The organism is Mycoavidus sp. HKI, assembly GCF_020023735.2.
Lineage (GTDB): Bacteria > Pseudomonadota > Gammaproteobacteria > Burkholderiales > Burkholderiaceae > Mycoavidus.
This window is the reverse complement of sequence record NZ_CP076444.2, coordinates 1693550-1718144: the sequence shown is the minus strand read 5'-3', so window position 1 is coordinate 1718144 and position 24595 is coordinate 1693550. Positions and strand designations below refer to the sequence as shown.

At 62.8% G+C, this 24595-nt stretch carries 1 protein-coding gene; it reads left to right on the top strand.

Annotation, left to right across the window (positions count from 1 at the left end; all coding sequences use genetic code 11):
• Window positions 1–133 precede the first annotated feature (133 nt).
• A complete protein-coding gene (locus KMZ15_RS06670) occupies window positions 134–24574 on the top strand; it encodes a non-ribosomal peptide synthetase (RefSeq protein WP_258134778.1) in 24441 nt (8146 codons plus the stop codon).
• Window positions 24575–24595 lie beyond the last annotated feature (21 nt).

The following is a 24595-nucleotide window of genomic DNA, read 5'->3' as shown; positions in this document are numbered from 1 at the left end:
AACGTGTCCCCCAAACCTAGACGACACAGGCGGGATATATTGTCATTGCCCGCATGGAGTAGTGATACGGACTCGGGAAAGGTAGGGGATGACGGTCTTAAGCTCTATTATCTAGAATCTGGATTGGAGGATGATGATGTCTGCTTGTGTTACGTCTTTTATTACTTATCCGTTATCGGCCGCGCAAACCGAGATCTGGCTTGCCCAGCAACTGCATCCGGACAGCCCTGTCTACAACATTGCGCAATACACGGTGATCGAAGGTGCCGTTGAGCCTGCTCTATATGAAGCGGCAGTGCGGCAGGTGATCGGTGAGGCGGACAGCCTGCGCTTGCAATTTGGCGAAAGTGATGAAGGTCTACGGCAGTCTATCGGCTCACCGGAAGCATCCGTGCCGTTGCTTGATTTCAGCGCACAAACCAACCCCCCGGCGGCCACTGAAGCCTGGATGCGCGCCGATTATGAGCGACCCGTGGATATATTACGCGGGCCGCTTTTTCAGTACGCACTGTTGAAAGTCGCGCCCGAGCAATTTATTTCGTATCAGCGCAGTCACCATATCATGGTGGATGGATATGGCGGCGCACTTATCGCGCAACGCGTCGCGCAAGTGTATAGCGCGATGTGTGCGGGGATTGAGCCGCCGCCGTGTGCTTTTGGTTCGGTACAGCAGCTGTTGGAAAGCGATGCGCGCTACCAAAAATCTGCCCAACGGGCACGGGACGAAGCATATTGGCTTAAGCGCTGCACGGCTTGGCCCGAGCCAGCCACACTGGCAAGCCGCAGCGCGCCCGCATTACAGCATCGGCTGCGTCAGACGACTTATCTAGCGGCCCAAACAGTGGGGGACTACGCGTCGGATGCAGGCCGGCTGGCCCAGTTGCTGACCGCCGTGCTGGCCGCGTATCTGTATCGCATGACCGGCGCACAGGACGTGGTATTGGGCTTTCCGGTAACCGCCCGCCTGGGCGCTGACCGGCACATTCCTGGTACCCTCGCGAACGCTGTGCCACTTCGGTTCACGGTGCACCCGGAAATGACCCTGTCGTCTTTGATGCAGCAGGCCGCGCAGGAGATCCGACGCGGCTTCCGGTATCAACGCTACCCGAGCGAAGCGCTGCGGCGCAAACTTGGACTGGCCCCAGGCCAACTGCTGTTCAGCACTGGGGTTAACGTGATGCCGTTTGACTACGGTCTGTCTTTTGGCGAACATGCGTCAACGAACCATAATCTGCTTAATGGGCCGGTCGAAGATCTGATGCTGGGGGTGTATCCGCTGCCGGACTGCAGTCAAGTACGGATTGACTTTAATGCGAATCCCGCATGCTACTCCATGGAGGAGCTGGTTGCGTATCAGCGCCGGTTTGTCCAGTTTCTGGAAGCGCTTGCGGCCGACGCTACGCAGCCCATCGGCGGCGTCGAGCTGCTGGATGCCGAGGAGCGGCATCGACTGCTGGTCGAGTGGAACACGACACAGCAGGATTATCCTGCGCACCAATGCATCCATCAGCTGTTCGAAGCGCAGGTGGCGCGCACGCCCGAGGCGACGGCGCTGGTGCATGAGGATCAAACACTCAGCTATGTACAGTTGAATGCACAGGCCAATCGCCTGGCGCATCGGCTGATCGAGTTGGGGGTACAGCCCGATGCGCGAGTGGCGATCTGCGTGGAGCGTAGTCCCGCGATGGTGGTGGGGCTACTGGCGATCTTGAAGGCGGGCGGCGCCTATGTGCCGTTGGACCCGGCATATCCGGGCGAGCGGCTCACGCATATTTTGGCCGATGCCGCGCCCGAGATTGTGCTGGCCGATGCGGCGGGCCGCGCCGCGCTCGGTGACGTGGCGCTCGCGTCCCGTACCGTACTCGACCCGACTGTGCTGCCGGATCGGCTGGACACGAATCCGTCGGTGCCGGGCCTGACGGCCCGTCATCTCGCGTATGTGATCTATACATCTGGCTCCACCGGCATGCCGAAGGGCGTGATGGTCGAGCACCAGTCGTTGGCTAATCTATACAGCGCATTGCAGCATGCTGTATTCGCTCGCTGTCCAATGCATGCTAGGGTGGGCTTGAACGCCAGTATTGTATTTGACGCATCGTTGCAAAGCGTGCTCAGTCTGCTGAATGGGTGCACGCTCATGCCGATTCCGCAACCTATACGAGCCGATGGTGCCGCTTTACTCCAATGGCTCGCGGCTACAAACGTCGACGTGTTGGATTGCACACCGCTCCAGCTTGAGATGTTGCTGTCAGCGGATTTGCTCAAGCACCCACGCGCATTGACCTTGCTCGTTGGGGGCGAATCAATTGCTGCCCCTACTTGGCAGGGACTGGCCAATGCGCCACACTTGACGGTCTATAATGTTTACGGTCTGACCGAATGCACGGTGGATGCGACGCTTGCTGAGCTGAAACCGACCCAAATGCTACCCACCATTGGCCGGCCAATCGCAAACACACGGATTTACCTGCTAGACGCACACGGACAGCCGGTGCCATTGGGCGCGGTGGGTGAACTGTACATTGGCGGGGCCGGTGTCGCGCGTGGCTATCTGAATCGCCCGGAACTGACCGTCGAGCGGTTCGTTCCCGATCCGTTCTGCGACTGCGAGGATGCGCGGATGTACAAGACGGGAGATCTGGCCCGCTACCGGCTCGACGGCAATCTCGAGTACCTCGGCCGCAACGACCATCAGGTCAAGCTCCGTGGCTTTCGGATCGAGCCTGGTGAGATTGAGGCGCGCCTCGTCACGCATCCGGCCGTGCGCGAAGCCGTTGTGCTCGCACTGGGTGAGGCCAGCGACAAGCGGCTCATTGCCTATGTCGTGGCCGAGCCCGATGAACTACTCGCGAGCACGCTGCGCGCGCACGTTGCAGCCGGCCTGCCCGAGTATATGGTGCCGGCCGCGTTCGTGCGGCTCGACGCGTGGCCGTTGACGCCGAGCGGCAAGCTGGACCGGCGCGCGCTGCCGGCGCCGGACGCCGATGCGTTCGCGCAGCAAGCGTACGAGGCGCCGCAAGGCGAGTGCGAGACCGCGCTCGCGGCGATCTGGTCCGAGCTGCTCGGCGTCGAGCAGGTTAGCCGGCACGACAGCTTTTTCGCACTCGGTGGCCATTCGCTGCTCGCCGTACGGCTCATCGAGCGTTTGCGGCGTCTGGGGCTAGGGTTGTCCGTGCGTGCGCTGTTTGACACCCCGACGCTCAGCGCGTTGGCCCAAGCGCTGGGCCAGTTTCGCGACGTGACGGTGCCGCCCAACGTCATTACGCCCGAGACCACCGCGCTGACGCCATCGATGTTGCCACTGATTGACCTGACGCAGGCCGACATCGACCGGATTGTCGGGCAGGTGCCGGGTGGCATCGCGAATCTCCAAGATATCTATGCGCTCTCGCCGTTGCAGGACGGCATCCTGTTTCACCATCTGCTGGCAAGCGAAGGCGATCCGTATTTGCTGATCGGCCAACTGGCCTTTGATAGCCGGGCGCGGCTCGATCAGTATCTGGGCGCCGTCCAGCAGGTTATCAACCGGCACGACATTCTGCGCACCGCATTTGTGTGGCAAGGGGTGTCGACACCCGCGCAGGTGGTCTGGCGTCATGCGCTGCTGTCGGTGACCGAGCTTGTGCTGGAGGCTGCCGATGGGCCGATCGCTGAACAATTGGCGCGGCGCTTCGATCCCCGCCACTTTCGTCTGGATTTGACCCAGGCGCCGCTGCTGCGCTTTGTGATTGCGCAAGACGCTGATGGCCGCTGGCTGCTCGTCCAACTGCTGCACCATCTGGTGAGCGATCATTCGGCGCTGGAAGTCCTGCACACCGAGGTGCAGGCGTTCATCGAAGGCCGGGGCGAGACACTGCCGGCAGCGCAGCCGTTCCGTCATCTGGTCGCGCAAGCGCGCCTGGGCGTGAGTCAAGCCGAGCATGTGCGTTTTTTCACCGAGTGGCTCGCGGACGTGGACGAACCCACGTTGCCGTTCGGTCTTACGCAGGTGCATCGCGACGGCGCGCACGTGCACGAAGCGCAGCGGATGTTGCCGCCGGCATTGAACGATCGGCTGCGCGCGCAGGCCAGACGCCTGGGTGTGAGCCTGGCCAGCCTGTGTCATCTGGCGTGGGCGCAGGTGCTCGCGTGCGCGAGCGGTCAGCCGCGGGTGGTGTTCGGCACGGTGCTGTTCGGGCGGATGCAGGCGGGTGACGGCGCCGACAGCGCGATGGGGCTGTTTATCAATACGCTGCCGCTGCGCGTGGAGCTCGACGGCAGCGTTGAGCACAGCGCGCGCGACACGCATGCGCGGCTGGCGGCGCTACTCGAACATGAGCATGCGTCGTTGGCGCTGGCGCAACGCTGCAGCGGGGTGCCGACGGGCGCGCCGCTGTTCAGTGCGCTGCTCAATTACCGGCACAATGTTCCCTCGGGCGAGCGCGGCGGGCTAGCAGGCGTCGAGCTACTGAGTGCAGAGGAACGCACCAATTATCCGTTGCTGCTGTCGGTGGAGGACTTCGGGCAGGCGCTGGGGCTGACGGCGCAGGTGGTGGAGTCGCTGGATCCCGCTCGGGTGTGTGGTTATATGCAGCAGGCGCTGGCAAGCCTGGCCGAGGCGCTCGAGGCGACACCCGAGCGGCCGGTGCGGCAGTTGGAGGTATTGCCCAACGCGGAGCGGACCTTACTGCTGCAGACATGGAATGCGACGCAACAGGATTATCCTGCGCACCAATGCATCCACCAGTTGTTCGAAGCGCAGGTCGCGCGCGCGCCTGAGGCGACGGCGTTGGTGTATGAGGATCAAACGCTCAGCTACGCACAGTTGAATGCACAGGCTAATCGCCTGGCGCATCGGCTGATCGAGTCGGGGGTACAGCCCGATGCGCGCGTGGCGATCTGTGTGGAGCGGAGTCCGGCGATGGTGGTGGGGCTACTGGCGATCCTGAAGGCGGGCGGCGCCTATGTGCCGCTGGACCCGGCGTATTCGGGCGAGCGGCTCGCGCATATTCTGGCCGATGCCGCGCCCGAGATTGTGCTGGCCGATGCGGCGGGCCGCGCCGCGCTCGGTGACGTGGCGCTCGTGTCCCGTACCGTACTCGACCCGACTGTGCTGCCGGATCGGCTGGACACGAATCCGTCGGTGCCGGGCCTGACGGCCCGTCATCTCGCGTATGTGATCTATACATCTGGCTCGACCGGCACGCCCAAGGGCGTGATGGTCGAGCATGCACAGGTTGTCCGTCTGTTTGACGCGACCCAATCTTGGTATCACTTTGACCAGCATGATATCTGGTGCCTGTTTCACTCCTTTGCTTTCGATTTCTCTGTTTGGGAGATCTGGGGAGCATTGCGTCATGGTGGCAAGCTCATCATCGTTCCCCATCAGATTGCTCGTTCACCACAAGACTTCCACCGGTTGGTCTGTGAACAGGGTGTCACCGTATTGAATCAGACCCCGAGTGCGTTCAAGACATTTATCGCCAGCCAAGCGCAAAACACATTACGGGATCAATTACGCTATGTGATTTTTGGTGGAGAAGCGTTGGAGCCTTCCATCTTGCAAACGTGGTATGCGACACGCGCAGAGCAGACTCCGCAATTGGTAAACATGTATGGAATTACAGAAACGACTGTGCATGTGACCTACCGGCCGCTTCGATCCCAGGACAGCACTCAAGTTGGCAGTCCGATGGGCGTGCGGATTCCGGATTTGAAGGTTTATTTGCTCGATGCATACGGACAGCCGGTGCCATTGGGCGCGGTGGGCGAACTATACGTCGGTGGCGCGGGCGTCGCGCGCGGCTATCTGAACCGGCCCGAGTTGACCGCCGAGCGCTTTGTGCGCGATCCGTTCTCGGACAAGGATGACGCACGGATGTACAAGACGGGCGATCTGGCGCGTTATCAGCCCGATGGCAATTTGGAGTTCATCGGCCGTAACGACCATCAGGTCAAGCTGAGGGGCTTTCGTATCGAGCTGGGTGAGATCGAGGCGTGTCTGGCGCAGCACCCGCAAGTGCGCGACGCGGTGGTGCTGGCGGTGGGCGACGGCGGCGACAAGCGCCTGGTCGCCTATGTGGTGGCTGAGCCGGATGATGCGCTGGCCAGCACGCTGCGCGCACATGTCGCCGCAACCTTGCCCGAGTATATGGTGCCGGCCGCGTTCGTGCAGCTCGACGCGTTGCCGTTGACGCCGAACGGCAAGCTGGACCGGCGTGCGCTACCGGCGCCAGACGCCGATGCGTTCGCGCATCAAGCATACGAGGCGCCGCAAGGCGAGCTCGAGACCGCGCTCGCGGCAATCTGGTCTGAACTACTGGGCGTCGAGCAGGTCAGCAGGCATGACAGCTTCTTCGCGCTCGGCGGGCATTCGCTGCTCGCCGTGCGACTGATGAACCGGGTGGCCGCGCTCGGCGCCGACTTGCCACTCGCGGCGCTATTCGCCGCGCCCACGCTGGCCGGGTTCGCCGCCGCGCTCAACGCGCAGCGCACGCCAGACAGCGCCGCGCTGCCCGCGATCTCACCCCTCTCCCGCGAGGGGGCGCTGCCGCTGTCGTTCGCGCAGCAACGGCTGTGGTTCCTCGCGCAGTTCGACGGCGTGAGCGCCACGTATCACATCCCGTTCGCGCTGCGCGTGCGGGGGCCCTTGAACCGGCTCGCGTGGCAGCAGGCGCTGGATGCGCTATGGGCCCGTCACGAAGCGCTGCGCTCGGTCTTTTTGAGCGTGGACGGCCAGCCGCAGGTACGGCTGCTGCCCGCCGAGGTGGGCATGCCGCTGAACTGGCACGATTGGCGTAAAGTGAGTGATGCCGATGCGCAACTGGCACTGTTCTGTGCCGAGGAAGCGCACGCGCCGTTCGATCTGACGCATGGCCCGCTGGTCCGCGCAAGCGTGATCCAGCTGGCCGACGATGCGCACGTACTGCTGCTCACGCAGCACCATATCGTCTCGGATGGCTGGTCGACCGGGGTGCTCGTGCGCGAATTTGGTGCGCTGTACCGCGCGGCCTGTGACGGCCAAGCCGATCCGCTGCCACCGCTGGCGATCCAATATCCGGATTATGCGGCCTGGCAACGGCAGTGGCTCTCGGGCGAGCGGCTTGAGGCCCAAAGCGACTACTGGCGCACGACGCTGGCCGACGCGCCAGTGCTGCTCGAGTTGCCCACGGACCATCCCCGCCCGGCGCAGCAATCGTTTGCTGGCGCGCGGGTGCCCATTTATATCGATGCGTCCACGACGCGCGCGCTCAAGCGTTTGAGCCACACGCACGGCGCGACACTGTTCATGACGGTACTCGCGGCGTGGAGCGCGGTGCTCTCGCGCTTGTCGGGCCAACCCGATCTGGTGATCGGCACGCCAAGCGCGAACCGGGGGCACACCGCGATCGAACCGTTGATCGGCTTCTTTGTGAACACGCTGGCGTTGCGCCTGGATCTGTCAGGCGAGCCGCGTCTGGCGCACCTGCTCGAGCGGGTGCGACGCACGACATTGGACGCGCAAGCGCATCAAGATCTGCCGTTCGAGCAGGTGGTGGAAATCGTGCAGCCGCCGCGCCAGCTCGCGCATACACCGCTGTTTCAGGTGATGTTCGCGTGGCAGAACAACGAGACCGAAGCGTGGGACCTGCCCGGTCTTAGTGCGCTGCCGCTTGCGCTGGAATATGACGTGGTCAAGTTCGATCTTGATCTGAACTTGTATGAGGCGGGCGAGGAGATCGTTGGCAGTCTGAGCTATGCGACGGCGTTGTTCGAGCGCGCGACGATCGAACGGCACGTGGGATATCTGCAGGCGATGCTGCAAGCGATGGCGGCCGACGCGCAGCAACCGGTGGCTTGCGTCGAACTGCTCGCGCCGGCCGAGCGGACCTTACTGCTGCAGACATGGAACGCGACGCAACAGGATTATCCTGCGCACCAATGCATCCACCAGCTGTTCGAAGCGCAGGTGGCGCGCACGCCCGAGGCGACAGCGCTGGTGTACGAGGATCAGACGCTTAGCTACGCACAGTTGAATGCACAGGCCAATCGCCTGGCGCATCGGCTGATCGAGTTGGGAGCGCAGCCCGATGCGCGAGTGGCGGTCTGTGTGGAGCGTAGTCCCGCGATGGTGGTGGGGCTACTGGCGACTCTGAAGGCGGGCGGCGCCTATGTGCCGTTGGACCCGGCGTATCCGGGCGAGCGGCTCACGCATATTCTGGCCGATGCCGCGCCCGATATCGTGCTGGCCGATGCGGCGGGCCGTGCTGCGCTTGGCGACGTGGCGCTCGCCGGGCGCACGGTGCTCGATCCGAATGCGTTACCGGAGCGGGCGGACACGAATCCGTCGGTGCCGGGCCTCACGGCCCGCCATTTGGCGTATGTGATCTATACGTCCGGCTCGACCGGCACGCCTAAGGGGGTAAGCGCGACCATCGGGGGACTGACTAACCGCCTGCTGTGGTTTGTCCTGAATGTGGTGAAAGAGGCGCCGGTCACTGCATTGAAGACGAGTATTGGCTTCGTAGACTCGGTCACCGAGGTACTTGGGGCGTTGCTCGCTGGCGGCATGTTGGTTGCGTTCGACAATGCTACGGTTAAAGACGCGTCCTTATTCGCGCGACGTTTAAGGCAGACTGGCGTGTCCCATTTGGTCGTCGTGCCATCGTTGCTCAAAGCTTTTTTGGAAGGGGAAAAGGATCAGCTCGACATGCTACGAATACTCGTATGCAGTGGCGAGCGGCTAGCGCCCGAGTTGGCACGGCAGGTTGTCACCACATGGCCGAGCATTCGGTTGCTAAATTTTTATGGATCGTCGGAAGTTAATGGCGACGTCACGTTCTATGAATACGGCTGTGTGGACCAAGTACCGCCACAGGCAGTCATTGGGCGGCCCATCGCGAACACCCAAATCTACATTCTCGACCGCCACGGCCAGCCAGTGCCAGTAGGCGTGGTCGGAGAAATCCATATCGGCGGTGCAGGTGTGGCTCGAGGCTATCTGAACCATCCCGCACTGACGGCGGAACGCTTCGTGGTTAACCCGTTTCAAGGCGACAGTCAGGAACGAATGTACAAGACGGGTGACCTAGGCCGTTGGCTGGCGGACGGCAATCTCGAGTACTTGGGCCGCAACGACCATCAGGTCAAGCTCCGGGGTTTTCGCATCGAACTGGGCGAAATCGAAGCGTGTCTGGCGCAGCACCCGCAGGTGCGCGACGCGGCCGTGTTTGCGCTGGGCGACGACGGCGACAAACGTCTGGTGGCCTATGTGGTGGCGCCCGCCGATGACGCGCTGGCCAGCACGCTGCGCGCGCATGTGGCCGCAGCACTGCCCGAGTACATGGTGCCGGCCGCATTTGTGCGGCTCGACGCGTGGCCGTTGACGCCGAACGGCAAGCTGGACCGGCGCGCGCTGCCGGCGCCGGACGCCGATGCGTTCGCGCAGCAAGCGTACGAGGCGCCGCAAGGCGAGTGCGAGACCGCGCTCGCGGCGATCTGGTCCGAGCTGCTCGGCGTCGAGCAGGTTAGCCGGCACGACAGCTTTTTCGCACTCGGTGGCCATTCGCTGCTCGCCGTACGGCTCATCGAGCGTTTGCGGCGTCTGGGGCTAGGGTTGTCCGTGCGTGCGCTGTTTGACACCCCGACGCTCAGCGCGTTGGCCCAAGCGCTGGGCCAGTTTCGCGACGTGACGGTGCCGCCCAACGTCATTACGCCCGAGACCACCGCGCTGACGCCATCGATGTTGCCACTGATTGACCTGACGCAGGCCGACATCGACCGGATTGTCGGGCAGGTGCCGGGTGGCATCGCGAATCTCCAAGATATCTATGCGCTCTCGCCATTGCAGGATGGCATCCTGTTTCACCATCTGCTGGCAAGCGAAGGCGATCCGTATTTGCTGATCGGCCAACTGGCCTTTGATAGCCGGGCGCGGCTCGATCAGTATCTGGGTGCCATCCAGCAGGTCGTCAACCGGCACGATATTCTGCGCACCGCATTTGTGTGGGAAGGGGTGTCGACACCCGCGCAGGTGGTCTGGCGTCACGCGCAACTGTCGGTGACCGAGCTCGTGCTGGAGGCCGCCGACGGGCCGATCGCCGAACAATTGGCGCGGCGCTTCGATCCCCGCCACTTTCGCCTGGATTTGACCCAGGCGCCGCTGCTGCGCTTTGCGTTTGCGCAAGATGCCGATGGCCGTTGGCTGCTCGTCCAGCTGCTGCACCATCTAATTGGCGATCGCTCGACGCTGGAAGTCCTGCACACCGAGGTGCAGGCGTTTATCGAAGGCCGGGGCGAGACGCTGCCGGCAGCGCAGCCGTTTCGTCATCTGGTCGCGCAAGCGCGCCTGGGCGTGAGTCAAGCCGAGCATGCGCGTTTTTTCACCGAGTGGCTCGCGGACGTGGACGAACCCACGTTGCCGTTTGGTCTTGCGCAGGTGCATCGCGACGGTGCGCACGTGCACGAAGCGCAGCGGATGTCGCCGCCGGCATTGAACGATCGGCTGCGCGCGCAGGCCAGACGCCTGGGCGTGAGCCTGGCCAGCCTGTGTCATCTGGCATGGGCGCAGGTGCTCGCGTGCGCGAGCGGTCAGCCGCGGGTGGTGTTCGGCACAGTGCTGTTCGGGCGGATGCAGGGGGGTGACGGCGCCGACAGCGCGATGGGGCTGTTTATCAATACGCTGCCGCTGCGCGTGGAGCTCGACGGCAGCGTTGAGCACAGCGCGCGCGACACGCATGCGCGGCTGGCGGCGCTGCTCGAGCATGAGCATGCGTCGTTGGCGCTGGCGCAACGCTGCAGCGGGGTGCCGGCGGGCGCGCCGCTGTTCAGTGCACTGCTCAATTACCGGCACAATGCAATGCGCTCAGGCGAGCGTGACAGACTACTGGTACCGGGCGTCGAGTTGCTCAACGCCGAAGAACGCACCAATTATCCGTTGACGCTGTCGGTGGAGGACTTCGGGCAGGCGCTGGGGCTGACGGCGCAGGTGGTGGAGTCGCTGGATCCCGATCGGGTGTGTGGTTATATGCAGCAGGCGCTGGCAAGCTTGGCCGAGGCGCTCGAGGTAACACCCGAGCAGCCGGTGCGGCAGTTGGAGGTGTTGCCCAACGCGGAGCGGACCTTACTGCTGCAGACATGGAACGCAACGCAACAGGATTATCCTACGCACCAATGCATGCACCAGCTGTTCGAAGCGCAGGTGGCGCGCACGCCTGAGGCGACAGCGCTGGTGTATGAGGATCAAACGCTCAGCTACGCACAGTTGAATGCACAGGCCAATCGCCTCGCGCATCGGCTGATCGAGTTGGGGGTGCAGCCCGATGCGCGAGTGGCGATCTGTGTGGAGCGTAGTCCCGCGATGGTGGTGGGGCTACTGGCGATTCTGAAGGCGGGCGGCGCCTATGTGCCGCTGGACCCGGCGTATCCGGGCGAGCGGCTCGCGCATATTCTGGCCGATGCCGCGCCCGATATCGTGCTGGCCGATGCGGCGGGCCGCGCCGCGCTAGGTGATGCGGCGCTCGCCGGGCACACCGTGCTGGATCCCAATGCGCTGCCGGATCGGGCAGACACGAATCCGTCGGTGCCGGGCCTCACGGTCCGTCATCTCGCGTATGTGATCTATACGTCCGGTTCTACCGGCACGCCCAAGGGCGTGATGGTTGAGCATCGCGGTATTGTGAACCTGACTCGAGCGCAAATCGGTTGCTTCGGCGTGCACGCAGCTAGCCGTGTCTTGCAGTTTGTCTCTTTCAGTTTCGATGTAAGCTCCGCCGATATTTTTATGGCCTTGGCTAGCGGCGCGGCTTTATATCTGCCGCCCGAGACAGCCCGTCAGGATGAGCATGGACTGTGGGAGTATTTGGCAAATAATGCAATTACGCACGCGAGCCTACCGCCTGCATTGCTGCAAAATGGCACAGGCTTGCTCACTCTGGATACGCCCCTGACGTTGATTCTGGGAGGCGAAGCGCCCAATACGGCATTGATTCGAACCTTAAGCGAACAACATACCGTATTCAATGCCTATGGTCCAACAGAGGTGAGCGTTTGTGCGACAGCATGGCGTAGCTCACGGCATTTTAGTGGTGAGATTATCCCGATCGGCCGACCGATCGCCAACACACAAGTTTATTTGCTGGATGCCTACGGTCAGCCGGTGCCATTGGGTGCGGTCGGCGAGCTGTACATCGGTGGCGCAGGCGTTGCGCGTGGCTACCTGAACCGGCCCGAGCTCACCGCCGAGCGCTTTGTGCGCGATCCATTCTCGGACAAGGACGACGCACGGATGTACAAGACGGGCGATCTGGCGCGTTATCGGCCTGATGGCAATTTGGAGTTCGCCGGCCGGAATGACCATCAGATCAAGCTAAGGGGCTTTCGCATCGAGCCTGGTGAGATTGAGGCGCGCCTCGTCACGCATCCGGCCGTGCGCGAAGCCGTTGTGCTCGCACTGGGTGAGGCCAGCGACAAGCGGCTCATTGCCTATGTCGTGGCCGAGCCCGATGAACTACTCGCGAGCACGCTGTGCGCGCACGTTGCAGCCGGCCTGCCCGAGTATATGGTGCCGGCCGCGTTCGTGCAACTCGACGCGTGGCCGTTGACGCCGAACGGCAAGCTGGACCGGCGCGCGCTGCCAGCGCCGGACGCCGATGCGTTCGCGCATCAGGCATACGAGGCGCCGCAAGGCGAGTGCGAGACCGCGCTCGCAGCGATCTGGTCCGAGCTGCTTGGCGTCGAGCAGGTTAGCCGGCACGACAGCTTCTTCGCACTCGGCGGCCATTCGCTGCTCGCGGTGCGGCTCATCGAGCGTTTGCGGCGTCTGGGGCTCGGCTTGTCCGTGCGTGCGCTGTTTGACACCCCGACGCTCAGCGCGCTGGCTCAAGCGCTGGGCCAGACTCGCGACGTGACGGTGCCGCCCAGCGTCATCACGCCCGAGAGCACCGCGCTCACACCATCGATGTTGCCACTGATTGACCTGACGCAGGCCGATATCGACCGGATTGTCGGGCTGGTGCCGGGTGGCATCGCGAATCTCCAGGATATCTATGCGCTCTCGCCGTTGCAGGACGGCATCCTGTTTCACCATCTGCTGGCAAGCGAAGGCGATCCGTATTTGCTGATCGGCCAACTGGCCTTTGATAGCCGGGCGCGGCTCGATCAGTATCTGGGCGCCATCCAGCAGGTCGTCAACCGGCACGACATTCTGCGCACCGCATTTGTGTGGCAAGGGGTGTCGACACCCGCGCAGGTGGTCTGGCGTCACGCGCTGCTGTCGGTGACCGAGCTCGTGCTGGAAGCCGCCGACGGGCCGATCGCCGAACAATTGGCGCGGCGCTTCGATCCCCGCCACTTTCGTCTGAATTTGACCCAGGCGCCGCTGCTGCGCTTTGCGTTTGCGCAAGATGCCGATGGCCGTTGGCTGCTCGTCCAGCTGCTGCACCATCTGATTGGCGATCACTCAACGCTGGAAGTCCTGCACACTGAGGTGCAGGCGTTTATCGAAGGCCGGGGCGAGACACTGCCGGCAGCGCAGCCGTTCCGTCATCTGGTCGCGCAAGCGCGCCTGGGCGTGAGTCAAGCCGAGCATGCGCGTTTTTTCACCGAGTGGCTCGCGGACGTGGACGAACCCACGTTGCCGTTTGGTCTTGCGCAGGTGCATCGCGACGGTGCGCACGTGCACGACGCGCAGCGGATGTTGCCGCCGGCATTGAACGATCGGCTCCGTGCGCAGGCCAGACGCCTGGGTGTGAGCTTGGCCAGCCTGTGTCATCTGGCGTGGGCGCAGGTGCTCGCGTGCGCGAGCGGTCAACCGCGGGTGGTGTTTGGCACAGTGCTGTTCGGGCGGATGCAGGCGGGTGACGGCGCCGACAGCGCGATGGGGCTGTTTATCAATACGCTGCCGCTGCGCGTGGAGCTCGACGGCAGCGTTGAGCACAGCGCGCGCGACACGCATGCGCGGCTGGCGGCGCTACTCGAACATGAGCATGCGTCGTTGGCGCTGGCGCAACGCTGCAGCGGGGTGCCGGCGGGCGCGTCGCTGTTTAGTGCGCTGCTCAATTACCGGCACAATGTGCCCTCGGGCGAGCGCGGCGGGCTAGCAGGCGTCGAGCTACTGAGTGCAGAGGAACGCACCAATTATCCGTTGCTGCTGTCGGTGGAGGACTTCGGGCAGGCGCTGGGGCTGACGGCGCAGGTGGTGGAGCCGCTGGATCCCGATCGGGTGTGTGGTTATATGCAGCAGGCGCTGGCAAGCCTGGCCGAGGCGCTCGAGGCGACACCCGAGCGGCCGGTGCGGCAGTTGGAGGTGTTGCCCAACGCGGAGCGGACCTTACTGCTGCAGACATGGAATGCAACGCAACAGGATTATCCTGCGCACCAATGCATCCATCAGCTGTTCGAAGCGCAGGTGGCACGTACGCCCGAGGCGACGGCGCTGGTGTATGAGGATCAAACGCTCAGCTACGCACAGTTGAATGCACAGGCCAATTGCCTCGCGCATCGGCTGATCGAGTTGGGGGTACAGCCGGATGCGCGCGTGGCGATCTGTGTGGAGCGTAGTCCCGCGATGGTGGTGGGGCTACTGGCGATCTTAAAGGCGGGCGGCGCCTATGTGCCGCTGGACCCGGCGTATTCGGGCGAGCGGCTCGCGCAGGTACTGGCCGATGCCGCGCCCGACATTGTGCTGGCCGATGCGGCGGGCCGTGCCGCGCTCGGTGATGCGGCGCTCACCGAGCACACCGTGCTCGATCCGAACACGCTGCCGGAGCGGGCGAACACGAATCCGTCAGTGCCGGGTCTCACGGCCCGCCATCTCGCGTATGTAATCTACACGTCCGGCTCCACCGGTACCCCGAAGGGTGTGCAAAGTGAGCATCGGGCGCTGATCAATCGTCTGGTCTGGATGCAACAAGCCTATGGCTTGACGACGGCCGACCGCGTGCTACAGAAAACGTCCTTTGGTTTTGACGTGTCTGTCTGGGAGTTTTTCTGGACTTTGCTCAATGGTGCCACCCTGGTTGTGGCCGCACCGGATGTGCACCGAGATACCGCGGCCTTAATGGCGTTGGTAATCCGGCAGCGCATTACCACTGTTCATTTCGTGCCGTCCATGCTCGGCACGTTTTTGCACCATAAAGGGATTCAGCACTGTACGTCTGTGCAACGGTTGATCTGCAGTGGTGAAGCGCTATCCGGTGCGAGTGTCCGGCTTTGCCAAACGCTATTACCGGGTGCGCGGCTGTATAACCTGTATGGTCCGACGGAAGTCGCGATTGACGTGACGGCCTGGAGTTGCCCATCGGATTACGCAGAAGACACTGTGCCGATCGGCCGGCCGATTGCGAACACACGAATTTATTTACTGGATGCCTGCGGTCAGCCGGTGCCGCTGGGCGCGGTCGGCGAGCTGTACATCGGTGGCGCAGGCGTCGCGCGCGGCTACCTGAACCGGCCCGAGTTGACGGCCGAGCGCTTTGTGCGCGATCCGTTCTCGGACAAGGATGACGCACGGATATACAAGACGGGCGACCTGGCGCGTTATCAGCCCGATGGCAATTTGGAGTTCATCGGCCGTAACGACCATCAGGTCAAGCTGAGGGGCTTTCGTATCGAGTTGGGCGAGATTGAGGCGTGTCTGGCGCAGCACCCGCAAGTGCGCGACGCGGTCGTGCTGGTGGTGGGCGACGGCAGCGACAAGCGCCTGGTCGCCTATGTGGTGGCTGAGCCGGATGATGCGCTGGCCAGCACGCTGCGCGCACATGTCGCCGCAACCTTGCCCGAGTATATGGTGCCGGCCGCGTTCGTGCAGCTCGACGCGTTGCCGTTGACGCCGAACGGCAAGCTGGACCGGCGTGCGCTACCGGCGCCAGACGCCGATGCGTTCGCGCATCAAGCATACGAGGCGCCGCAAGGCGAGCTCGAGACCGCGCTCGCGGCAATCTGGTCTGAACTACTGGGCGTCGAGCAGGTCAGCCGGCACGACAGCTTTTTCGCGCTCGGCGGGCATTCGCTGCTCGCCGTGCGACTGATGAACCGGGTGGCTGCGCTCGGTGCCGACTTGCCGCTCGCGGCGCTATTCGCCGCGCCCACGCTGGCCGGGTTCGCCGCCGCGCTCAACGTGCAGAGCACGCCAGACAGCGCCGCGCTGCCCGCGATCTCACCTCTCTCCCGCGAAGGGGCGCTGCCGCTGTCGTTCGCGCAGCAACGGCTGTGGTTCCTCGCGCAGCTCGATGGCGTGAGCGCCACGTATCACATCCCGTTCGCGCTGCGCGTGCGGGGGTCCTTGAACCGGCGCGCGTGGCAGCAGGCGCTGGATGCGCTATGGGCCCGTCACGAAGCGCTGCGCTCGGTCTTTTTGAGCGTGGACGGCCAGCCGCAGGTACGGCTGCTGCCCGCCGAGGTGGGCATGCCGCTGAATTGGCACGATTGGCGTAAAGTGAGCGATGCCGATGCGCAACTGGCGCCGTTCTGTGCCGAGGAAGCGCACGCGCCGTTCGATCTGACGCATGGCCCGCTGGTCCGCGCGAGCGTGATCCAGCTGGCCGACGATGCGCACGTATTGCTGCTCACGCAGCACCATATCGTCTCGGATGGCTGGTCGACCGGGGTGCTCGTGCGCGAATTTGGTGCGCTGTACCGCGCGGCCTGTGACGGCCAAGCCGATCCGCTGCCACCGCTGGCGATCCAATATCCGGATTATGCGGCCTGGCAGCGGCAGTGGCTCTCGGGCGAGCGGCTTGAGGCCCAAAGCGACTACTGGCGCACGACGCTGGCCGACGCGCCAGTGCTGCTCGAGTTGCCCACGGACCATCCCCGCCCGGCGCAGCAATCGTTTGCTGGCGCGCGGGTGCCCATTTATATCGATGCATCCACGACGCGCGCGCTCAAGCGTTTGAGCCACACGCACGGCGCGACACTGTTCATGACGGTACTCGCGGCGTGGAGCGCGATGCTCTCGCGCTTGTCGGGCCAACCCGATCTGGTGATCGGCACGCCAAGCGCGAACCGGGGGCACACCGCGATCGAACCGTTGATCGGCTTCTTTGTGAACACGCTGGCGTTGCGCCTGGATCTGTCAGGCGAGCCGCGTTTGGCGCACCTGCTCGAGCGGGTGCGACGCACGACATTGGACGCGCAAGCGCATCAAGATCTGCCGTTCGAGCAGGTGGTGGAAATCGTGCAGCCGCCGCGCCATCTCGCGCATACGCCGTTGTTTCAGGTGATGTTCGCGTGGCAGAACAACGAGACCGAAGCGTGGAACCTGCCCGGTCTTAGTGCGCTGCCGCTTGCGCTGGAATATGACGTGGTCAAGTTCGATCTTGATCTGAACCTGTATGAGGCGGGCGAGGAGATCGTCGGCAGTCTGAGCTATGCGACGGCGTTGTTCGAGCGCGCGACAATCGAACGGCACGTAGGATATCTGCAGGCGATGCTGCAAGCGATGGCGGCCGACGTGCAGCAACCGGTGGCTTGCGTTGAACTGCTCGCGTCGGCCGAGCGGACCTTACTGCTGCAGACATGGAACGCGACGCAACAGGATTATCCTGCGCACCAATGCATCCACCAGCTGTTCGAAGCGCAGGTGGCGCGCACGCCCGAGGCGACAGCGCTGGTGTACGAGGATCAGACGCTTAGCTACGCACAGTTGAATGCACAAGCCAATCGCCTGGCGCATCGGCTGATCGAGTTGGGAGTGCAGCCCGATGCGCGCGTGGCGATCTGTGTGGAGCGGAGTCCTGCGATGGTGGTGGGGCTACTGGCGACTCTGAAGGCGGGCGGCGCCTATGTGCCGCTGGACCCGGCGTATCCGGGCGAGCGGCTCACGCATATTCTAGCCGATGCCGCGCCCGATATCGTGTTGGCCGATGCGGCGGGCCGCGCCGCGCTCGGTGATGCAGCGCTCGCCGGGCGCACCGTGCTTGATCCGAACACGCTGCTGGATCGGGCGGACACGAATCCGTCGGTGCCGGGCCTCACGGCCCGCCATTTGGCGTATGTGATCTATACGTCCGGCTCGACCGGCACGCCCAAAGGCGTGATGGTCCAGCATCACAACGTAGTCAATCTTGCCCAGGCGCAGATCGCGTGTTTTGAGGTTCGTGCAGATAGCCGAGTGTTGCAGTTTGCCTCGTTCAGTTTTGATGCGAGCGTCTCTGAAATCGTGATGACCTTCAGCAGCGGTGCGGCCTTGTTTTTGCCGCCCGACACGGCCCGTCGTGATCAGCATGCACTGTGCAATTATTTGACCAGTCATGCGATTACGCACGCGACCTTACCGCCTGCACTGCTTCAAAATGGTGAAGGGCTGTTCAACCTTAGCATACCCCTGACGCTGATTCTGGCTGGCGAAGCACCCAGTGCGACATTGATTCGAATCTTAAGCGAGCAACACATCGTATTCAATGCGTATGGCCCAACGGAGGCGAGCGTTTGTGCGACAGCATGGCGTAGTTCACGGGATTTTAGCGGTCAGATCATCCCGATTGGCCAGCCGATTGCGAACACGCGGCTTTATCTGCTGGATACCTACGGCCAGCCGGTGCCGCTGGGCGCGGTCGGCGAGCTGTATATCGGTGGCGCAGGCGTCGCGCGCGGCTACCTGAACCGGCCCGAGCTTACCGCCGAGCGCTTTGTGCGCGATCCGTTCTCGGACAAGGATGGCGCACGGATGTACAAGACTGGCGATCTGGCGCGTTATTGGCCCGATGGCAATTTGGAGTTCATCGGCCGTAACGACCATCAGGTCAAGCTGAGGGGCTTTCGCATCGAGCTGGGCGAAATCGAAGCGTGTCTTGCTGGACACCCTCAGGTACGCGACGCTGCGGTGCTTGCGCTGGGCGAGGCCAGCGACAAGCGCCTCATTGCCTATGTCGTGGCCAAACCGGACGAGTCGCTGGCGAGCACGCTGCGTGCGCATGTGGCCACTCGTTTGCCCGAGTATATGGTACCGGCTGCGTTCATGCGCCTGGATGCGTTCCCGTTAACCCCCAACGGCAAGCTCGACCGCCGAGCACTGCCCACACCCGAGTTTATCTCAGACCACTGCTATCGCTCCCCGCGCACGCCGCAGGAGCGGACACTTGCCGAGTTGTTTACCGATGTGTTGGGCGTGCCGCGCGTGGGCGTCGATGACAGCTTCTTTGATCTGGGCGGTGATAGCGTTCTCTCGATCCAATTAGTTAGCCGCGCTCGCAAGGCAGGATGGGCGATCACCCCGCGCGAGGTTTTCCAGCATCAAAGCGTTGCCGCGCTCGCCATCGTGGCCAAACCGTTGGACGATACACGGCCTGCCGTGGCCGATATCGCTACCGGCGAGGTGCCGCTCACGCCGATCATTCGTTGGTTCCTTGAGCGTAACGGGCCCATCGGCCGCTTTAATCAAACGATGCTACTGCAAGTGCCGGCCGCGCTTCAGGCCGATCACCTGAGCACCGCCTTGCAAGCGCTGCTCGATCACCACGACGCGCTGCGCTTACAGCTATTGCCATTGTCCGCACAAGACGCCGGCTGGGGGCTGCAGATTCCGCCTGCCGGAGCGGTATCCGCTAGCGCCTGCCTGCGCCGCGTCGAGATCGCGGCGTTGGGTGAGTCCGTCCGCCAGGCACGGATCAGTCAGGAAGCGCAAACTGCTGAGACCCGGCTCGACCCACAAGCCGGCGTGATGCTGCAAGCGGTCTGGTTCGAGGCGGGCGACGCGCCTGGCCGATTGCTGCTGACGATTCATCACCTGGCAGTCGATGGGGTATCCTGGCGCATCCTATTGTCCGATCTGGCCAGTGCCTGGCAAGCCGCGCAGGCCGGACAGCCTATCGCGCTCGAGCCCACCGGCACCTCCTTGCGCCGTTGGGCGCAATGGCTCTCGCATGAGGCGCTGAGCGAAACCCGGTATGCCGAATTGCCATTTTGGGAGCGAATGCTGGATGGCGCCGATGCGCTTTTGTCCGCGCGCCCACTGGATCCCGCGCATGACACCATGGCGACGGCGCAGCATCTGAGCTTGACGTTACCAGCCACGCTTACCGCGCCGTTACTCGGCGCAGTGCCGGCGCGCTTTCACGGGCGTGTCAATGATGTGCTGCTGAGCGCGTTCGCGCTGGCGGTGGCCTGCTGGCGGCAGCGCCAAGGGCATCATCACCCCGATGTCCTGATCGATCTGGAAGGGCATGGCCGCGAGCCTCTTGACGCGAGCCTGGATCTGTCGCGTACGGTGGGCTGGTTCACGAGTCTCTTCCCGATACGGTTCGAATTGGGTAAATTAAATCTCGATGCGGCCTTGGAGGGCGGCCCCACGCTGGGCCGGTTGGTGAAGCGCGCCAAGGAGCAACTCCGCGCGTTGCCGGACCATGGCTTAGGCTATGGCCTATTGCGACATTTGAACGCCGAGACCGCGCTGATCCTCAAGCATTTGCCGACGCCACAGATCAGCTTTAATTATCTGAGCCGCTTTGCCGCTCCCGAAGCGCAAGATTGGGGACCGGCGCCTGAGAGCAGCACGTTGGGTGGGGGCAACGATCCGGCCATGCCGCTGTCCCACGCGATTTCATTGAACGTACTCACTCTGGATCGCCCCGACGGGCCCGAGCTCATTGCCAACTGGTCTTGGGCAGGCGCGCTTTTTACCGTCGAGCAGATGCAAGATCTGGCACAGACCTGGTTCCAGGTCTTGGAAGCCTTGGTCGCCTATGCTGAGCAGCCCTATGCGGGCGGCTTGACGCCCTCGGACGTGCCGCTTGTGAGCCTTAGCCAGGACCAAATCGAGCAATTGGAAGCGAGGCAACCCGAACTCGAGGAAATTTTGCCGCTCTCTCCGCTGCAAAAGGGCCAACTCTTTTATGCCCTCCAGGCTGACCAGGGATCAGCTGCCTATGCGATGCCGGTGATTTTTAATCTGGAGGGCACGCTGGACAGTCAAGCCCTGCGAGCTGCGATACAGGCGCTGCTGCAACGCCACGCCAATCTGCGCGCCAGCTTTGTGCACCAAGGGCTGAACGAGCCAGTCCAGGTGATCCCACGCACCGTCCCGCTGCCTTGGCAGGAGATCGACCTCAGCGGACTGGATAATGCCACGCGTGAAGTAGCCTATCAGCGCTTTTTACAGGAAGACTGCTCACGCCGCTTCAATCCTACCCAGCCACCGTTGTTGCGTTTCAGCTTAGTCCGTCTGACGTCGAACCAATCTCGATTGGTTTTTATATGTCATCATATCTTGCTAGACGGCTGGTCGATGCCGGTGCTGATCCGAGAGTTGTTCGCCTTATATGCCAATGGCGGTGATGGGCGCGCGCTGCCGCGCGTGACGCCATACCGGGACTACCTGGCTTGGCTCAAGGCGAGCGATCACGCGGCCGCTGAGCGCGCTTGGCGCGAGGTGCTCGCAGGGCTTCAAGAACCGACCCGTCTCGCATCCGCACGGCTGACCACGTCGACGCCCCAAGAAACCTTGGCTTGGACGCTATCCGAAACGCTTACCCGCGCGCTAAACCAGCAGGCTCGCAAGCAGCGCCTCACCCTGAATATCTTGGTGCAAGGCGCTTGGGGCCTCTTACTGAGCCATCTAACGGGGCGCGGCGATGTGGTCTTCGGTGTGACCGTGGCCGGGCGTCCGCCCGAATTGCCGGGTATCGAGCACATGGTGGGGCTGTTGATTCACACCCCGCCGTTACGCTTCCAATGCAGCCCGGCGCAGCCTATCGCCGATGTGTTGGCGCGCCTCCAAGATCAGCAAATTTGCCTACTTGAACATCAGCACCTCGATCTAGCCGATATCGAGCGTGTGACTGGACTCGGTCAGCTGTTCGACACGCTGGTCGTGTTTGAAAACTACCCGGTCGATCACAGTGCACGGCAGGTGGCGGGTAAACTACGGATCATGGGCATCAGCGGCAGCGTCGCGACGCATTATCCGCTCAGTCTGACCGCCGTCCCGGGCGCACAGTTGTCATTCCAATTGGGTTATCGCCCCGACCTGTTCGATCGTGAGACGGTTGAGCGGCTGACGCAGTGCCTGATTCGCCTCTTCGAGGCCATGGCGCAAGATCCCGCCCAGCCCGTCGGACGCATCGAATGGCTCGATGCCACAGAACGGCAGCAGTTATTGGTCGACTGGAACACTACTGCGCGTCCGCTACCCGAGACAACATTGTCCGCGTTATTCGAAGCGCAAGTGACCCAAGCACCCGACGCCATCGCTCTGGTCTTTGAGGATCAATCGTTCAGCTATGCTGAACTTAATGCGCAAGCCAACCGACTCGCGCATTGCCTGATTCGACAAGGTATCGTACCGGAGACGCCGGTTGCGATCCTCATGCCGCGCACGCCCGAGCGGATCGTGGCCACCCTGGCCGTGATCAAGGCCGGCGGCGCTTATGTGCCGCTTAATGACACAGATCCGGACAGCCGCTTACAAGCCGTACTGTGGGAGACGCGCGCGCGGCTCTTGCTGACAGACTGTACCTTGCAAACACGCGGCAAAATGCATAATGCCCGGATCATTGTCGTCGATGCCGACTCCTTGTTGGCCCGCGAGCCGAGCCATAATCCGGCTACGGCCTGCGCCCCTGAGCAGTTGGCCTGTCTGATGTATGCCTCTGGCTCCACCGGACAGCCCAAGGGGGTTGGCATCACCCATCGCAATGTGCTCAATTTAGCGTTGCACGGGCCCCTGGCGGGAACACGGGAGTGCGTACTGTTGCATTCGCCGCCGGCCTCCGATGCGTCAATGTATGAGCTGTGGCAGCCGCTGCTCACCGGTGGGCAGGTGATGATTGCCCCTCCGGAGGCGCTTGACGTATCGGCCTTACAAGACGTAATCCAGCGCCACCAGGTCAGCGCGCTTTGGCTTACCGCAGAACTGTTTCATCGGATGACCGAAGGCGATCCGAGCTGTCTCGGGAGGGTGCGCCAAGTGTTGGTGGCAGGCGAAGCCCTCTGCGCCGATGCCGTGCAGCAGGTGCTCGGCGCGTGTCCCGAGATGGATCTCATCCATGGTAATGGGTCGACGGAGACCACCGCCTTCGTGACCTGTTATGCAATGCAAACAGCAAACTCAAAACCAGCCGCTAAACCGATCAGCACCCCGCTGGACAACGTCCAGGCTTACGTTCTAGACGCGGGGCTGAGGCCTGTTCCCATCGGAGTGCCCGGTGAGTTGTATCTCTCGGGCGACGGCGTGACCCGAGGCTATGTCCACCGCCCGGGATGGACGGCCGAGCGCTTTGTGGCTCATCCGTTCGGTCCGGTGGGCGCGCGTATGTACCGCACGGGCGATCTTGTGCGTTGGCGGCCGGAAGGGACGCTGGACTTCATCGGTCGCACCGATCGGCAGGTCACAATCGATGGTTGGCGCATTGAGCCTGGCGAAGTGGAAGCCGCTCTGCAACGCCATTCGGCCGTGGCGCAGGCCGCGGTCATCGCCCGCAAGGATAGCGTGGGCCACAAACAACTGATTGGCTATGCGGTCCTTCATCAGCCTGATGCAGAAGATGGCGCACGCATCGAGCCGATGGATCTGCGCCAGTATGTGGCAACACAATTACCCGCGCCGATGGTCCCAGCCGCCGTGACATTGCTAGACAACTTACCGCTGATGCGCAACGGCAAGCTTGACCACAAGGCATTGTCAGCATGGGATTCGACGTCATCCCAAACACCGATGGAAAAGGCGCTGGCTGAATTGTGGGCGGAGATCTTCGGATTGGAGAAGGTGCATAGCCATGACAACTTCTTTGACCTGGGCGGGCATTCACTGCTTGCGATGCGGCTCATTAGTCGTATCTATGCGAGCCTGAACATCGACATCACGATCCGGACCTTGTTCGAGGCGCCGAGCGTCGCTGAGTTGGCGCAGCGCTTGCTCATGCCGGACGGCATACAAGAAAATGCCTTTGCCGTCCTGCTTCCTCTCCAACCAAAGGGCACTCGCCCACCGCTTTTCTGTATTCATCCCGGCGGCGGCTTGAGCTGGAGTTATATCGGTCTGTCAAGGCACTTAGGCGCCGATCAACCCGTCTATGGTTTGCAAGACCGTGGGTTCGATGGCACCGCGCCACTGGCGGAAACAATCGACGCGATGGCGTCGGACTACATCGAGCACATTCGCCGTATCCAGCCTAATGGGCCTTACCATTTGCTAGGATGGTCCTTCGGTGGCTATGTGGCGCACAGCATGGCCACTCAACTCGAACAGCAGGGCGAAAGCGTGGCGCTGCTGGCTTTGTTGGATAGCGATCCGGACCCTGGCCGCTTGAGCGATAAACGGGAGCTCGACCGAGATGCGATAGATGCTCAGGCTGCTTCTCGCTATGGGGATGAAATGTTTTCGGCCATGGATGAGCGGCGATGGGAAAACGCCTTTAAGGTTATGCAAAACCATAGGCGTATTCGGAGGATATTTTCCCCATCCACTTATAGCGGGAATGCGCTCTTCTTTCGTGCAACCATAGCGGAGGATGAATCCCATACGCTCGTCTCCACCGACGCGTGGAATCCATATGTGCTTGGGAGTATCGCAGTCTATGATATTCCCTGCAAACACGGAGACATGAATCAGCCAGAACCGACCGCGGAAATCGGTCGCATTCTGGCGCGCAAGCTGGAGGAATTAATGAGTTGGTCCTGAATAATCCTGAAAATTAAACGA